General features: G+C 73.2%; 9 protein-coding genes. All 9 read right to left on the bottom strand.

What is annotated here, in order from left to right:
* Positions 1–8691: type I polyketide synthase (locus ABD817_RS21390; RefSeq protein WP_344919818.1), on the bottom strand; the 8691-nt coding region annotated here is incomplete at its 3' end.
* Between the two features lie 121 nt (positions 8692–8812).
* Positions 8813–9586: a thioesterase II family protein gene (locus tag ABD817_RS21385; protein ID WP_344919817.1), complete on the bottom strand. Its 774-nt coding sequence runs from the start codon at positions 9584–9586 to the stop codon at positions 8813–8815.
* Entirely contained in the window at positions 9583–10665 is a 1083-nt protein-coding gene (locus tag ABD817_RS21380) for an alpha/beta fold hydrolase (protein WP_344919816.1), read from the bottom strand. The genes ABD817_RS21385 and ABD817_RS21380 overlap by 4 nt, the downstream gene beginning before the upstream one ends.
* Entirely contained in the window at positions 10662–11417 is a 756-nt protein-coding gene (locus ABD817_RS21375) for a 2-oxo acid dehydrogenase subunit E2 (protein ID WP_344919815.1), read from the bottom strand. Before ABD817_RS21375 ends, ABD817_RS21380 begins: the two co-directional genes overlap by 4 nt.
* A complete protein-coding gene (locus ABD817_RS21370; RefSeq protein ID WP_344919814.1) occupies positions 11414–11647 on the bottom strand; it encodes a phosphopantetheine-binding protein in 234 nt (77 codons plus the stop codon). Before ABD817_RS21370 ends, ABD817_RS21375 begins: the two co-directional genes overlap by 4 nt.
* Positions 11644–12678, bottom strand: coding sequence for a 3-oxoacyl-ACP synthase III family protein (locus ABD817_RS21365; protein WP_344919813.1), 1035 nt, complete (start codon positions 12676–12678; stop codon positions 11644–11646). Before ABD817_RS21365 ends, ABD817_RS21370 begins: the two co-directional genes overlap by 4 nt.
* A gap of 187 nt (positions 12679–12865) precedes the next feature.
* On the bottom strand, positions 12866–15025 hold the full coding sequence (gene helR / locus ABD817_RS21360; RefSeq protein WP_344919833.1) for an RNA polymerase recycling motor ATPase HelR: 2160 nt from the start codon (positions 15023–15025) through the stop codon (positions 12866–12868).
* Positions 15026–15209: 184 nt separating this feature from the next.
* Complete coding sequence (locus ABD817_RS21355; RefSeq protein ID WP_344919812.1) at positions 15210–15368, bottom strand: hypothetical protein; 159 nt, start codon at positions 15366–15368, stop codon at positions 15210–15212.
* 448 nt (positions 15369–15816) lie between these two features.
* The gene (locus tag ABD817_RS21350) at positions 15817–16125 is read right to left on the bottom strand and encodes a hypothetical protein (protein WP_344919811.1); all 309 of its coding nucleotides are present in this window, start codon (positions 16123–16125) and stop codon (positions 15817–15819) included.
* Positions 16126–16630 lie beyond the last annotated feature (505 nt).

Below are 16630 nucleotides of genomic sequence, written 5' to 3'. Positions count from 1 at the left end.
CGACAGCGGATCGATGCCCGCCCGCTCCAACGCCTCCCACGCCACCTGCAACAACAAACGCTGCTGCGGATCGGTCGCCAACGCCTCCCTCGGACTCATCCCGAAGAACCCGGCGTCGAACTCCCCCGCCTCCCGCAGGAAACCGCCGTGCCGGGTGTAGGACGTCCCCTTGTGCTCGGGGTCGGGGTCGTAGAGAGCCTCCAGATCCCAGCCGCGATCGGCCGGAAACTCCCCGATCGCATCGGTCCCCGACGACACCAACTCCCACAACTCCTCCGGCGAAGCCACCCCACCCGGGAACCGGCACCCCATCCCCACGATCACCACCGGGTCGGAGACCTCGCTCTCCGTCACGGTCACAGCCACGGTGCTCTCCCGTACCGACAGGGCGTCCAGCAGGTGCCCCGCGAGCGCCGCGACGGTCGGGAACTCGAAGACGACGGTGGCGGGCAGGGTGAGGCCGGTGAGCGCGTTGAGCCGGTTGCGCAGCTCGACGGCGGTCAGCGAGTCGAAGCCGAGTTCCTTCAGCGGCCGGTCGGCGCCCACCCCGCCCGCGTCCTCGCGGCCGAGGACGGCCGCGGCCTGCTCGCGCACGAGCCCGGCGACCGTGCGAAGCCGCTCGTGCGGCGGCTCGGCCCGCAGCCTCCGCGCCCAGACACCACCGGCCGACGGCCGCCGGTCCGCGGCGGGCGGCTTGACGATCCCGGAGAACAGGGCGGGCAGGCGGCCCGCGGCCGCCTCGTCCCGCAGCACGCCCTCGTCCAGGGGTGAGAGCACGGTGTGGGCGTCACGCACCCGTTCGAGCGCGTCCAGCGCGCGGCCGGTCTCGACGGGGCCGATGCCGTACCTGGCGAGCCGGGCGCGGTCGGCCGCGCCCAGGTGGGCGGTCATCGCGCTCGCCTCCTCCCACAGGCCCCAGGCGACGGCCGTGGCCGGCAGACCGGCGCGGCGCCGGTGCTCGGCGAGGGCGTCGAGGAAGGCGTTGGCGGCCGCGTAGTTCGCCTGCCCCGGCACGCCGAACGTGGCCACGGCGGAGGAGAAGAGCACGAAGTTCTCCAGCGGGAGGCCCTCGGTCAGCTCGTGCAGGTGCCACGCGGCGTCCACCTTCGGCCGCAGCGCGGCGGCCAGCTCCTCGGTGGTCATCCCGGTGACGGTGGCGTCCGCGAGCAGTCCCGCGGTGTGGATCACCGACCGGAGCGGGCGGTCGGCGGGGATGGACCCCAGCAGTTCCGCCACGGCCGCGCGGTCGGTGACGTCGCAGGCCACCACGGTCACCCCGGCCCCCGCCGCGCCGAGTTCCCCGGCCAGGGCCTCCGCGCCCGGGGCGTCCGGTCCCGAACGGCTCACCAGCAGCAGGTGCGGGGGGTGGGCCGACGCGGCCAGCCTGCGGGCGACCAGCGCGCCGAGGGTCCCGGTGCCTCCGGTGACGAGGACGGTGCCTCCCGGCGTCCCCTCCGGGGACTCCTCGGAAGTACGGGAGTCGTCCCCGCCGAGGTCGAAAGCGACGAGTCTGGGCACCAGGAGTTCACCGCCGCGTACGGCCACCTCGCGTTCGCCGTGCTCGGCGGCGAGCAGCGCGGCGGGTGCCGGGCCGTCGACGGTGACCAGGGCGAACCGGCCAGGGTGTTCGGCGGCGGCGGTGCGGACCAGGCCCCGGACCGGGGCGGACGCGAGGTCGGACTCGGCCACCACGACCGAGAGCCGGGTACCGTCGAGCGCGGGATCGCGGAGCCATTCCTGGAGCAGTCCCAGAACGGCGGCGGTCCGCTCGTGCGCCTCCGCGACCACGTCACCGGCCCGTCCCCCGCCCACGGGCACGAGCACGGCGTCGGCGCCGTACACCGCCGGGAGGCTGTCGGCCACGGTGACGTCACCGCCCGCCTCCACGAGGCCGCCGACGACGTCGAGGTCGGTGAGGCCGCCGAGCACGACGACGTTCCCGGGGGCCGGGCCCGTCCCGGCCGGTCGCTCCCAGCCGACCCGGTAGGCGTCGGCCGCGGGCCGGGCCGCGGCGAGTTCGGCGCGTGAGGCCGGGCGGAACGCCAGGGACGCGACGGCGCCGACGACCTCCCCGTCCTCGTCCGCGAAGGTGTAGCGGAACCGGGATCCGCCGAGCGGTTCGATGCGCGCCCGCAGCCTTCCCCGCGTCCGCTCCGTCCCGCCGGTCAGGCGCAGGCCCTCGAAGGCGAACGGCAGGAGGGGGTGCTCCGGGTCGGGATCGGCGAGACCGGCCAGCCCGGCCACCACCGGGTGGAGAGCGGCGTCGAGCAGCGCCGGGTGGAGGCCGAAATCCCGGCCCGCGGCGCCCGGGGTCTCGGCCGCGACGAGTTCGGCGTAGACCGTGTCGTCGGCGGCGCGCCATACCTCGGTCAACCCCTGGAAGGCCGGGCCGTAGTCGTAGCCGAGCCGGTACAGCCGCGCGTACACATCGGTGACGTCGACACTCTCGGCGCCGGGGGGAGGCCAGGCGAACCGGGTGGCCTGCGGCGTCCCGGGGCCGAGGGTCCCGGCCGCGTGCCGGGTCCACGGGGCGTCCTCGGACGGGCGCGCGTGCACCTGCACGGTCCGGTGCCCGTGCTCGTCAGGGGCGGCGACGAGCACCTGCAGCGACGCCGAACGCCCGGAGGTGAGGACCAGGGGCGCCTGAACGGTCAGCTCGCGCACCTCGGGGCAGCCGACGAGGTCCCCGGCTCGGGCGGCGAGTTCGGCGAGAACCGTGCCGGGCGCCAGCACGGTGCGAAACACCGAGTGATCGGCGAGCCACTCCTGCGCCGCCGTGTCGAGCCGTCCGGTCAGTACGGCACCGCCGTCCACGAGCGTGACCATCGCCCCCAGCAGCGGGTGGCGGACGGCCGGTCCGAGCCCGGACGCCCGGACCGAACCGGTGGAGGGGGTGAGCCAGTAGCGCTCGCGCTCGAACCGGTAGGTCGGCAGGTCCACCGGAAGCGTGCCCGTCGTCGTCCAGGAGACGGGGACGCCGCCGAGGCAGGCCACGGCGAGGGCGCGGCGGAACGCCTCCGTCCCGTCCTCGCCGCGCCGGAGCGTGCCGCCCGCCAGCCCGGACACGCCCCGTTCGGCGAGGATCTCCTCGACGGCCACGGTGAGCACCGGATGCGGGCTGATCTCGACGAACCGGCGGTGACCCGTGTCGAGCAGGCCGTGCACGGCGGCCTCGAACTCCACGGTCTGGCGGAGGTTGCGGTACCAGTATCCGGCGTCGAGGGTGGCGGTGTCGATCCGCTCCCCGGTCACCGAGGAGTGGAACGCGATCTCGGCCGGTCGTGGCTCCAGGTCGGCGAACGTCTCCAGCAGGTCATCGCGCAGGAGTTCGACGTACCGGGTGTGCGAGGCGTAGTCCACCGGCACGCGACGGGCGCGCACCCCTTGCTCGTCGCACCAGGCGATCAGCTCGTCGAGGGCGTCCGCGCCGCCCGCGACCACCGTGGAGCGCGGCCCGTTGCGCACCGCGATCTCGACCTCCCCCGGCCGGCGCGCCAGGACCGGGGCCAGCTCGTCGGCGCCCAGCGCCACCGACACCATGCCGCCGTTCCCGGCGATGCGGGCGATGGCCCTGCTGCGGAGTGTGACGATCTTCGCCGCGTCCGCCAGCGACAGCGCGCCCGCCACGTAGGCCGCGGCGATCTCGCCCTGGGAGTGCCCGACCACGGCGTCCGGCCGTACTCCGGCGGCGCGCCACATCGCCGCGAGCGAGACCATCACCGCGAAGAGCACCGGCTGCACGACGTCGACGCGCTCCAGCGGGGGCGCGTCGGCGTCACCGCGAAGCACGGCGGTCAGGGACCAGTCGGTGTGCCGGGCGAACGCCCGCGCGCAGTCCACGATCCCGGCGCGGAAGACGTGGTCGGAGTCCAGGAGCGCGCGGGCCATCTCGGGCCACTGCGATCCCTGGCCGGGGAAGACGAAGACCGTCCTGCCCGGAGCCTGCTCGCCGGTGATGACCGCGTCGTGGAGTTCGCCCCGCGCCAGGGCGCGCAGGGCGGGCAGGTGGTCGGCGAGTACGGCGGCGCCGTGGCCGAGCCGCGCCCTGGAGACGAGGGTGGCCGCCACGTCGCGCGGGTCCAGCCCGGGGTGGGCCTGGAGGTGGTCGGCGAGCGCCTCGGCCTGCCTGCGCAGGGCGGCGGGGCCGTCGCCCCACAGCAGCACGGGGGGCTCCGGCGCGATCCCGGCCCGATCGGCGCGGGCGAGGGCGCCCGGCGTCCCGGCGTGGGCGTCCGATGCCTGTTCGGGAATGACGAACGCGTCCGGCGCCCGCTCGGGGACAACGTGCGCATTCGGCGTCGTCTGCTCGGAGGTGACGAGCGCGTCCGGCGCCCGCTCGGGGACAACGTGCGCATTCGACGTCTGCTCGGGGATGACGAGCGCGTCCGGTGCCTGTTCGAGGATGACGTGGGCGTTGGTACCACTGATCCCGAACGACGACACTCCCGCCCGGCGCACCCCACCCCGTTGCGGCCACTCCACCGGCTCACGAAGCAGCTCCACCCCTGATCCGGCCCACCCCACCAACGGTGAGGCCTCTCCCACGTGCAACGTCTGCGGCAACACCCCCCGCCGCAACGCCATCACCATCTTGATCACACCACCCACACCCGCCGCCGCCTGAGCATGACCGATATTCGACTTCAACGACCCCAACCACAACGGACGACCAACCGGCCGACCCCGCCCATACGCCGCGATCACCGCCTGCGCCTCGATCGGATCCCCCAACCGCGTCCCCGTCCCGTGCGCCTCCACCACATCCACCTCGGCCGGGCTCACGTTCGCGTCCGCCAACGCCCGGGCGATCACCTCCTCCTGCGCCCGCCCATTCGGCGCCGTCAACCCATTACTCGCCCCGTCCTGATTAACCGCCGACCCCGCCACCACCGCCAACACCCGATGCCCCAACGCCCGCGCCCGCGACAACCGCTCCACCGCCACCACCCCCACACCCTCCGCCCACCCCGTCCCATCAGCCCCAACCCCAAACGCCCGACACCGCCCATCAACCGACAACCCCCGCTGCCGCGAAAACTCCACGAACATCCCCGGCGACGCCATCACCGCCACCCCACCGGCCAACGCCAGCGAACACTCCCCCGACCGCACCGACCGCACCGCCAGATCCAACGCCACCAACGACGACGAACACGCCGTATCCACCGTCAACGCCGGACCCCGCAACCCCAGCACATACGCGATCCGCCCCGACGCCACACTGGACTCGTTGCCGGCCAGCAGCATGCCCTCCAGGTCTCCGGGGACGGTCCGCAGGCGGGCGGCGTAGTCGTCGTACATCGCGCCGACGAAGATGCCCGTGTCGCTCTCCTTCAGCGACAGCGGATCGATGCCCGCCCGCTCCAACGCCTCCCACGCCACCTGCAACAACAAACGCTGCTGCGGATCGGTCGCCAACGCCTCCCTCGGACTCATCCCGAAGAACCCGGCGTCGAACTCCCCCACGTCCCGCAGGAAACCGCCGTGCCGGGTGTAGGAGGTACCGGGACGCTCGGGGTCGGGGTCGTAGAGGGCCTCCAGGTCCCAGCCGCGATCGGCCGGGAACTCCCCGATCGCGTCGGTCCCCGACGACACCAGCTCCCACAACTCCTCCGGTGAGGCCACCCCACCCGGGAACCGGCACCCCATCCCCACGATCACCACCGGGTCGTCACCGTGACCGGCCGTCGCGGTCGGCGCGTCCGGGATGCCCTGGACCGTGCCGCCGGTCAGGTGCCGGACCAGGGCGGCGGTGGTGGGATGGCCGAACAGGGTGGCGGCGGGCAGGTCGACGTCCAGGGCGGCGCCGACCCGGTCGCGCAGCTCGACCAGGCCCAGCGAGTCCAGGCCCAGGTCCTTGAAGGTGGCGTCCCGGTCGACGCGGGCCGGATCCGCGAAGCCCAGCACCGCCGCCACCTCGCCGAGGACGCGGCGCTCCACGTCGGCCGTCCCTGCGGAAACGGCCGGAACGGCGGGAGCGACGGGAACGGATCCCCGGCCGGGCCCCGGATCCTCGACGGCGGCCGATCCCTGGACCGGAACCAGGTCCTCGGCGGACGCCGCCCCCTGGCCGGGAACGGCGTCCAGCCAGTGGTGCTCCCGCTGGAAGGGGTAGGTGGGCAGGCCGACGCGGGGAGCGCCGGGCGGGAACACCGCGTCCCAGTCCAGCGGCACCCCGGCGGTGAACAGCCTCCCGACGGCGGCCTCGATCTCGTCGTGCCTGCCGAGGACCGGCACGAATGTCGCGGCCCTGCCCTCCGCCTCCCGGCCGAGACCGCTCAGGGCGGCTCCGGGACCCACCTCCACGAAAATCCCGGCACCCAGCTCGCGAAGCCGGGCGAGCCCGTCGGCGAACCGTACCGGCCGGCGGGCGTGCTCCACCCAGTACTCCGGGTCGGTGCTCTCGACGAGCTCGCCGGTCACGGTGGACACGAACGGGATCCGGGACCTGCCGAACGGGATCCCGGCGAGCACCTCCCGGAAGTCGTCGAGCACCGGGTCCATCAGCGGGGAGTGGAACGCGTGGCTCACCGGAAGCCGGCGCGCGCGGTAGCCCCGCGCGGCACCGAGCGCGGCGACCTCCTCCAGCGTGCGCGTCTCCCCCGCGACGACCACGGACTCCGGGCCGTTGACCGCGGCGATCACCGCGGTCCCGTCGACCTGGGCGACCAGTTCGGCGGCGTCCGCCTCCCCGGCGCCCACGGCGAGCATGCCGCCGCCCTCGGGCAGCGACTCCATGAGCCGGCCCCTGGCGACGATCAGTTCTACGGCGGAGGACAGGTCCAGGATGCCCGAGACGTGTGCGGCGGCCACCTCTCCGATGGAGTGACCGGCCAGGAAGGACGGTTCGACGCCCAGGGAGGCCAGCAGGCGGAAGGTCGCCACCTCGACCGCGAAGATCGCGGGCTGGGTGAAGGCGGTCCGGTCGAGCAGCCGGGCCTCGGCGCTGTCCGGCTCGGCCCAGACGACCTCCTTGATCGGGCGCGGTAGCCGATCGTCCAGGGCGGCGGCCACCTCGTCGAACGCCGACCGCCAGGCCGGGAAGTCCCGGTGCGCCCGGTGTCCCATGCCGGGCCGCTGACTGCCCTGCCCCGGGAACAGCACCGCGACCGGCGCGGTCCCCGACCGTCCCGTCACGACCCCGGCCGCCGGACGGCCGTCGGCCAGCGCCTCCAGCCCGGCCGGCGCGTCACCGGTGACGGCGGCGCGCCACTCGAACGCGGTCCGCGTGGTGGCCAGGCTCCGCGCCAGCCCCGGGGGGATCTCGCCGTGTTCCGCGACGAGGTCCCGCAGCCGCGCCGCCTGCTCCCTCAGCGCGGGCTCGGTCCTCGCGCTGAGCACCAGGGGGGTCCTCGGTGCGCGGGCGTCCGGCTCCGGAGGGGATCCGGGCGTCTCGGCACGTCCGTACGGCTCGGGCGCCTCGGCCACCACGATGTGGCAGTTGGTCCCGCCCATGCCGAACGAGCTGACACCGGCGACGAGCCGCTCGTCCTGCCGGGGCCAGGCGCCGCCCCGATCGCGTACCGCCAGGCGCCAGGCGTCCAGGTCGATGTCCGGGTTCGGCTCGGAGTAGTTGAGGCTCGCGGGCAGCCGGCGCTCGCCGACGCTGAGCACGGTCTTCAGCAGGCCGGCGATCCCGGCCGCGCCCTCCAGGTGCCCGATGTTGGTCTTGACGGAGCCGACGTGCAGCACCGGGCCCCCGTCCCGGGCGAGGTCGAGGGCCCTGGCCTCCACCGGGTCCCCGACCCGCGTGCCGGTGCCGTGCAGCTCGACGTACTGCACGTCGGACGGCGACACCCCGGCCGCCGCCCACGCCCTCCGGATCACCTCGGCCTGCGCCTCCGCGCTCGGCACGGTGAGCCCGTCGGTCGTGCCGTCGTTGTTGACGGCGCTCCCGAGCAGCACCGCGTAGACGCGGTCACCGTCCTCGACCGCCGCGTCCAGCGGCTTGAGCAGCACCAGCCCGGCGCCCTCACCGCGAACGTAGCCGTTGGCCCGGCGGTCGAAGGTGTGGCAGCGCCCGTCCGGGGAGAGCCCGCCGAAGCGCGCGACCGCGGTGGCCCCGGCCGGGTCCACGATCAGGTTCACGCCACCGGCGAGCGCGAGCCGGGTCTCGCCGCGCCGCAGGCTCTCGACGGCCAGGTGCACGGCGACCAGCGACGACGACTGGGCGGTGTCCACCGCGATGCTCGGCCCCCGCAGGCCGAGGGCGTAGGACACCCGGTTGGCGATGATGCCCCGGGTCGTCCCGGTGAGCGTGTGACGCCCGATCGCCGAGGCGCGCGACAGCGCGGCGTACTCGTCGGCGATGGAGCCGACGAACACGCCGGTCACGCTGCCCGAGAGCGTGGCGGGGACCAGGCCGGCGTCCTCCAGCGCCTCCCAGGCCAGCTCCAGTACGAGCCGCTGCTGCGGGTCCATCGCCGCGGCCTCGCGCGGTGAGACGCCGAAGAACCCGGCGTCGAACCCGCCGATGTCGTCGAGGTAGCCGCCGTACCGGACGCCCGGGTTGTCCCGGGCGGGTCCGGCCAGGACGGCGGAGGAGTCGCGGTGTGCGGGGATCTCGCGGACGGCGCCGCGCCCCTCGTCGAGCAACCGCCAGAAAGCGCGCGGGTCCGGCGCCCCGGGGAGGCGGCACGCTGTTCCGATCACCGCGATCGGCCGGGACACCTGCTGGTCGTCGCTGCTCAACTACTGCCTCACTCTCGCTCGTGACGGCATGACGGCGTGGCCGTACGAGGCCGTGGGGATGCGGTGTCGTAGGGGCTTATTCGTAGGGGCTTATGAGGGTGCGTCGGCGCGGGCGGCGGGGTCAGTCGCGGCCGGTGAGCGCCAGCCACACCGTCTCCGCCACGTCCCGCGACCGCGAGGTGAGGTAGAAGTGGTCCCCGGGGAAGGCCCTGAGCCGGAACCCGCCGGAGGTGTTGTCCCGCCACCGCTCCACCTCGGCGACGGCCGCGAGCGGGTCGCGGTCCCCGGTCAGCGCCACGATCGGGCAGCCGACCCGCGCGCCCGGCGCCGGGACGTACGCCCGCAGGGCGCGGTAGTCGCCGCGCAGCGCCGGAAGGACGAGATCGCGCAGGTCCTCGTCCTCCAGGGCGAGGGGGGAGGTCCCGCCGAGGCGTACGACCTCCTCGATCAGGGAGCGGTCGTCACGCAGGATCGCCGGGTCGACCCGGGTCAGGGCCGGGGCGCGCCCGCCCGAGACGAAGAGCAGGTCCGGGGCGGCGCCGAGGCCCCGCCCGCCGAGCAGCGCGGTCTCGAAGGCCACCAGGGCGCCCATGCTGTGCCCGAAGAAGGCGAGGGGCGCGGCCGGTCGCTCCTCGGCGAGCACCGCCGCGATGCGGCGGGCGAGTTCCCGCAGGTCCTCGACGGCCGGTTCGCCGCGCCGGTCCAGGCGGCCCGGGTACTGGACGGCGAGCACGCGCACCGCCGGTGAGAGCTCCTGGGCCAGCTGGACGAAGAAGCCGGCCGACCCACCGGCGTGGGGGAACACCACCACGCAGGGGGCACCGGCGACGGCCGGGGCGAACTGCCGCAGCCAGTCGCTCCTGGCCGATGTGCCCGTCGTTCCCGTCGCGGTCATCGGCCCCTCCCCGCGCGGGCCGCCTCGAGGGCGGCGGTGAGCGCCGCCGTGACCCGGGGGTCGGCGTCGGGCCGCATCCGCTGTATCGCGAGCAGGCTCCACACCCGGGTCTCCGCCAGGTGCGAGGGGGCGCCGTGCACGTCGGGGTGCTCGATCAGCCTCAGGTCGCGTACGGAGCGCCTGAGCCGCTCGGTGTCCCCCGGCGGGATTATCTCGTCCTCGGTCGCGGTCACGGCGGCGAAGGGGATCTCCAGGTCGCGCAGGCTCCGGTCGTCGAGCGCCCAGGGCCGGATGTGCGCGAACACCGCGTCGGGCGGCACGCCCGCCAGGTGCGCCAGGGTGTCCCTGGTGATCCTCGGCACCCGCGCCTGCCAGGCGGTGTCGGTGAAGAAGTCGTGGATCGGCGTCCCGTTGCCGACCAGGCCGCGGATCCGCCGGTCGCGCAGCGCGGCGGTGATCGCCAGATGGCCGCTGAAACTCAGCGCGAGCAGGTACGTCTCGGACACCTTCGCCCGCCCGGCCAGGGCGTCCAGTATCGCCGGGAACAGCTCCCAGCTGTCCGGGCCGTATCGCAGGGGACTCTCACCAACGCCGGGGAGGTCGGCCACGACCCCGGCCATCCCGAAGGCCGCGATCTGCGGCAGCACCGGGGCCCACTGCTCCTTGGGGCTCACGATGCCGCCGGTCATCACCAGCAGCGGGCGAGGCTCCCGGGCGGACAGGCCGGTGGCCCACACCGTGACGGGGAGCCCACCGACCTCGACGGTGACCGGTTCGATGCCGGGCTGTTCGCGCCGCCAGCGTTCGAACGTCTCGACGCAGCGCGCGAGGGCCCGTTTGCGGCCCGGACCGTCGACGAACGGGAATCGTCCCATGTTGTGGTACTGGCAGGCCGCCAGCGTCTCCCCCGCGGCTTCCGCCTCCTCCCCCGCGCGGATCCACTCGTAGGGCCACGAGCCCGGCTCGTCACCGGTGTCGGAGGTGATCCGCTCCAGCAGGCTCGCGTAGTGGTCGGCGGGCAGGTTCTGCGAGATCGCGTGCGCCACCACGAACCGCTTGAGCTCGGACAGGTCGTTCATTCGGCGTATCCCTCCAGCGCGTCCTTGATCTCGGTGAGCACGTCGGCACCCTCCGCGCCGTCGATCACGCGGTGGTCGAACGCCATGGAGAGCCGCATGACCGGGGCGATCACGATCGCGCCGTCCCGGACGACCGGGCGGTCGGCGATCCGGCCGACCCCCAGGGTGATCGTGGTGCCGCCGACGGAGTGGAAACCGTCGATCGCCCGGTGGCCGAGTGAGGTGACGCTGAACGTCCCGGTGACGGCGGGCCGCCGGTCGAGGCGTCGCGCCGCCTCCCGGAACCGGTCGAGCGCCACCTGCCACGGGAGCCGCCGCAGGGCACGGATACCGGCGAACTCCTCGGCGGTGTCGGGGTCGGCCTCGATCGCCCGGTCCAGGTGCGCCTGGACGTCGGCGAGGCTCGCGCTCTCCAGGCGGGGGATCACCGTCGCCAGTACGACCCGGCGGCCGTCCAGCGTCTTGTCGAGGGTGACCTTGGCGGCGACGGTGTCGTACGTGGCGACGACCGGGTCCAGCCGGCCCTGGATCGCCGCGTTCGCCTCGGGGTGCTTGCGCAATACGTCCGCGGCCGCGTGCACGACGTAGGAGACGACCGACCGGCGCTCACCCGCCCGCCGGGCCCGCTCGCGCCCCACGGCGATCGCCGTCGCGTCCACCTCGGTGTCGAGGAAGACCGGCGAGAAGTCACGGATCTGGTCGAGGAAGAAGAGGGTGTGGCGGCGCTGGGTGGCGAAAGGCTGCTCGGTCAACGGTTCACCATCTCGTAGATCGATTCGAGGTTCGCCGCCTCCAGGAAACCGGGGAGCGACAACGGTCTTCCCAGGTGCTTCTCCAGCAGGACGAGCATCGCCAGGAGCCGTACCGAGTCCCAGCCGGAGAGGTCGTCGAAGGGCAGCCCCAGGTCCCCGGCGTCGATGTCGAGCCCGATCTCGTCCTGGAGCAGGTCCACGAACTCCGCCCGCGAGATCCCGGCCGTCATCGGCCACGCTCCAGCGCGAGACCGGCCCTGATCCACTTGCTCGACTCGATGGCCACCGCGACCGCGCGCGACGGCGTCGCCATCTCGGACAGCAGGCGGTCGAGCTGGAAGAACAGCAGGGCGTTGCCGTTGTTGCCGGTCTCGCCGACGCAGGAGATCTCCTTGGCCGACGAGAAGTCCAGCCGCTCGGTGATCTTGCCGGTCATGGTGACGGACAGCTGGGGAGGCAGCAGGTAGTCGACCTGGTCCCGCTCCCAGCCGAGGTCGTCCAGCAGTTCCTCGGCGACCTCCTCGGCCAGGACGGGCACGAGCCTCTCGATGGCCTTGTAGTCCTCGCTCGCCGGCGCCTCGGCGGCATCGCGGTCGGCCAGGCCGTACCATCGCAGGGTCTGGCCGGGGGCGCGGTCCAGGCCCGAGAGCCTGGTGAGCACCGACCGGACCACCGGCGCCCGGGGGTGGTCCTCGGTGCTGAGCACCGCGGCGCCCGCGCCGTCACCGAACAGCAGGTAGTTGACCACCTCGTCGGGCGGCAACGCGGCCAGGTCGGCCTTGACGTCGTAGTGCTTGGCGATGACGTCCCCGCCGATCACCAGCGCGGTCCGGTATCGGCCGGTGGCCAGCAGCGCGGCCGCCACGTCGAAGGTCTGCACCGCTCCCGAGCAGCCCGACTGGAGCTGGAAGGTCGGTACGCCGTCGATGCGCAGCCGGTCGGCGATCACGTTCACGGTGGTCGGCATCAGCGTGTCCGGTGTGGCGGTGCCGAGCACCACCACGTCGATGTCCTCGGCGGAGATCCCGGCGCGGGCGAGGGCCTGGAGTGCCGCGAGCTCGCCGAGGTCGGCCAGGTCGTGGCGGCGCTCGCCCGATGTCAGGTCGATCGCGAGGTGCCGGGTCCGCGTGCCGATGAAGGTGTCGACCCACTGCCGCCAGAGGTGGTCCATGCCGAAACGCTCGGCCAGTGCGGCGGTGTCGATGGGAGGCCCCGGCAGGGCCGTCCCCACGGACAGAACTCGTATCGGGCTTTCCCCCATGCTGCTCCTCCATCGAGCCGTGTCCGCGTCACGCGTGTCGTCGTCAGACGATCCGGTCCGGCAACTCCCGAGGTGGCGCCGCGGATCCCACGTCGGCCTTCCGCGTCGGAACGCTAACGACGCCTGCTAAAGCAGCGCTAAGCGAGCGATGAACTCCCGTAGGGGAACGGCGGGGTCCTGGCCGAGGTCAGGGGCTCGTGAGGATGGGGCTGGTGAGGATGACGAGCCGCTGGGTCGCCCGGGTCATCGCGACGTAGCGGTCGACCGCTCCCTCGACGCCCTCGCCGAACGCCTCCGGGTCGACGAGGACGACCAGGTCGAACTCCAGTCCCTTCGACAGCTCCGGAGTCAGCGACCGGACCCGGGACGTCGCCCGGAACGTGGGGTCGCCGATGACGCAGGCGATCCCGTCGGCGTGCGCGGCGAGCCAGGTGTCGAGGATCGAGCTCAGCTCCGAGGTGGATCCGTGGACGACGGGGACGCCGCCGGCGCGGATGGAGGCCGGCACGTTGGCGTCCGGGAGCACGGCCCGGATGACCGGCTCTGCCTCCACCATGATCTCCTCCGGTGTCCGGTAGTTGACGCTCAGGGAGGCCAGGTCGATCCGGTCGATTCCGACCCGTTCGAGCCGTTCCCGCCACGACTCCGTGAACCCGTGCCTGGCCTGGGCGCGGTCCCCGACGATGGTGAAGCTCCGGGACGGGCAGCGAAGCAGCAGCATCTGCCACTCCGCGTCGGTGAGTTCCTGGGCCTCGTCCACGACGATGTGCGCGAACGGGCCGGCGAGCAGGTCCGGGTCGGCGCCGGGCGGCGCGGTCCCCTCGGCCAGGACGTCCTTCAGGTCCTGGCCGCGCAGCATCGTCACCGCGCCCTCGCCGTCGTCGTCGGCTTCGAGCAGGATGTCGACGACCCTGTCCATGTGCTCGCGTTCCATGGCGACGGAGGCTTCGTGCCGGCGCCTGCGCCGCGACGTCTCCGGGTCGCCGAGTCGCTGCCGTGCCGCGTCCAGGAGCGGCAGGTCGGACACCGTCCAGGCCTGGGCGTCCGCGCGCCGCAGCTTCCGGGCGTCGTCGGGGCCGAGCCAGGGCGCGCACATCCGCAGGTAGGCGGGGACCGACCACAGGTCTCCGACGAGGTCGGCCGCCTCGATCAGCGGCCAGGCGCGGTTGAAGGTCGTGAGCAGTCCCCTGTCCCGCAGCAGCGATTTGCGGAGCAGGTGTTCCGGCGCGTCGCCGTCGTGTTTGTCCACCAGGATGGTGAGCAGTTCCTCCCAGATCTGGTCGCGCGCCTCGTTGTGCGGGGTGCCGGGTTCCGCCGCGTCGAACGCCTCGGCCCAGTCGTCGGCGCTCAGCCAGATGTCGGACCAGTTGGTCGTGACCGTCATCCCCTCGGCCGGTGGGTTCTCGTAGAACCTGACGGCCGGCTCGATCGCCTTCACCAGGTCCGCGGACGACTTCAGGCGGGCCACGTCCGGGTCGGTCTCGACCGTCGCCGCGGCTCCCTCGGCGACGAGGTCTCGCAGGGTGCAGGTCCGCACGCCCTCCTCGCCGAGGCTGGGAAGGACGTCGGCGACGTAGGCCAGGTAGGGCTGGTGCGGGCCGACGAACAGCACGCCGCCCCGGTGACCGAGGCGGGGGTCGGAGTAGAGGAGGTAAGCCGAGCGGTGCAGGGCGACGACGGTCTTCCCCGTCCCCGGACCGCCGTCGACGACGAGGGCGCCGCGCGATCCCGCGCGGATGATGGCGTCCTGGTCGGCCTGGATGGTGGCGAGCACGTCGCGCATCCGGGCCGACCGGTTTCCGCCCAGGCTGGCGATGAAGGCGGACTGGTCGTCGAGGGCGGCGTGCCCCTCGAACCCGTCCGCGGTGAACACCTCGTCCCAGTAGTCGCTGATCCGGCCGAGGGTCCAGCGGTACCTGCGGCGGCTCGCCAGGCCCATCGGGTTGGCGTGGGTCGCCCCGAAGAACGGCTCGGCCGCCGGGGAGCGCCAGTCGAGCAGCAGCCGGCGGCCCGCGCTGTCGGTGAGGCCGAGTCGTCCGACGTACACGGGCTCGGGGTCGTCCTCGCCGACCATGCGTCCGAGGCACAGGTCCAGGCCGAAGCGCCGCAGGGTTCGCAGGCGGGCGGTGAGCCGGTGGATCTCCAGGTCTCGGTCCAGCGCCTGCCGGCCCTTGCCGCCGGGCGACCTCCGCTCGGCGTCGAGGCGGCCGGACAGGTCGGTGATCGACCGCTGGAGGCTCTGCGCGATGGCCGCGAAGTGCCGCTCGTCTCCGGCGATCAGCGCCGGGTCGGCCTTGGGGGTGAGGTGGTCGGGAAGGTCAAACGCGCTGTCGGTCAGCGGGTTCACGTCATTGGCTCCGATCTGGGCCGCTCGCGCCGTGGCGCGCGGCGAGGCGCCCGGACCGGCGTGACGCATGCGGGGTCCCCGGCGGGCGTCGCTCCGCCCTGGACCCCGTGGTCGTCGCCGGTTCGGGGCGCCGGGGTTCACGGGTTCTCGTGTTCTGGGTCCTGGCTCGGCGATCCCGCGTGGTTCACGCGGGCGCGGGCCGCCTTTCCCGGCTGATCGCGTCGAGCGGCGGCTCCGCGAACCCCTCGTCCGGCGGCGCGCCGGGTTCCCCCGGCCGCATCGCGAGCGCCGTCACCGGTTCGACGTCCTCGCGCGCCCCATACGCCGACAACACCACACGCACTTCGTATCCCCCGTTTCCGCAGGTTCCGGCCTCGGCGGACGATTCTGCAGGACGACCCGGGTCTTGCCGCAAGCCCCCCGGTGCGCTATACGTTGAGAGTGGAAAGGAGTGGTTGCTCCCCTTTCCCGGTATCTCTCCTCATCGTCCGTCACGGACGGACAGGCCCGTCGCCCGTCGGCCCGGGAAAAACATCACGGCCCCCCGGCCGGTGATGACGCCCCCGGCATCCCCGGTGCACGGTCAGGTCATCCTCACCCGGTCCGCGCAAGGTCGCGGCGCCGCCGAGTTCGTCACAGTACGTCGTGCGCCCGGTCATGGCCATCGTGAGCGCCGAGGTCTCCGAGACGACGAGTGGCCCCGGCCTCGTATCCGGGATACGAGGCCGGGGCCGCTCGACTGATCATCTGGGCAGCGCCCTCGGCGAAAGCGTGAGGTCAGGCCGGCGAACCTAGCCCCTGTGCACTCCGTAGCCCGACGACGTCTCCTCGTTGCTCAGGCACTGCGCTATCGACGGGCCCGCGCCGATCCCCTTCCACCCGCCGTACCTGATCGTGTACGTCGAATGGCCGATCCGGTAGCAGCGCACGACCGCCTGGAACGATCCCGTTCCCTTCGTGCAGTTGTACCAGTAGGCGTTGTCCCGGTACAGGTCGCTGCAACTGGCGGGATACGCGTGCGCGGCGGTCGTCGGCACCAGTATCGCCCCGGCCATCAGCGCGCTGACCCCGATGGCTTTGAACGCCTTCATGATTTTCATCGGTTATGCGACTCCTGTCATTCGGTGACGACGGCCGACCGGCCGATCGCCGTTGTCCTGCGGGAAATCCGTACCGGGTTCTTCTGGCCGGAGAATCAACATGGGCGCGGCCGGAATTCCGGCACGGAAAAGAGACCGGCTTTTCCCGGTCATCATCGCCGCACCTCGACCACGCCGGGACGACGTCCGGCCCAGCGGCGTCACCAGCGGTTTCCTGGAGGAGCGTCCGGGATCTACATCACCCGCGCTCGCACCATCGAACTCCTCCAGACCGTTTCAGGCGGCGTTTTTCGTGTGATTCGTTCTGATGGAAGAATTTTCCCGCGTAGCCGGCGGTTCTGTAAATGACTATCCGCGCAGGGCTCCTTGCCCGTCCGCGCCGTCATGCGCGACAAAACTTGACCCGAGCCGCGCTTTCACGCTAAGGCCCGTTCGGGATTCAGGTCAGGAGGGGCCGCGGATTCGCCGGTGCGATACGGGCCGGGTATTTCCGGGAGCACGGCAC

Source organism: Streptosporangium oxazolinicum (genome assembly GCF_039537505.1).
In the GTDB taxonomy this organism is placed as follows: Bacteria; Actinomycetota; Actinomycetes; order Streptosporangiales; family Streptosporangiaceae; genus Streptosporangium; species Streptosporangium oxazolinicum.
Note: the sequence above shows the minus strand (reverse complement) of the source record. Positions and strands in the feature narration are given on the sequence as shown.

Bases quoted from the DNA above. Each gene is read 5' to 3' on its own strand.
- ABD817_RS21385 (WP_344919817.1), bottom strand. From the start codon at position 9,586: ATGACCGCGACGGGAACGACGGGCACATCGGCCAGGAGCGACTGGCTG.
- ABD817_RS21380 (WP_344919816.1), bottom strand. From the start codon at position 10,665: ATGAACGACCTGTCCGAGCTCAAGCGGTTCGTGGTGGCGCACGCGATC.
- ABD817_RS21370 (WP_344919814.1), bottom strand. From the start codon at position 11,647: ATGACGGCCGGGATCTCGCGGGCGGAGTTCGTGGACCTGCTCCAGGAC.
- ABD817_RS21365 (WP_344919813.1), bottom strand. From the start codon at position 12,678: ATGGGGGAAAGCCCGATACGAGTTCTGTCCGTGGGGACGGCCCTGCCG.
- ABD817_RS21350 (WP_344919811.1), bottom strand. From the start codon at position 16,125: ATGAAAATCATGAAGGCGTTCAAAGCCATCGGGGTCAGCGCGCTGATG.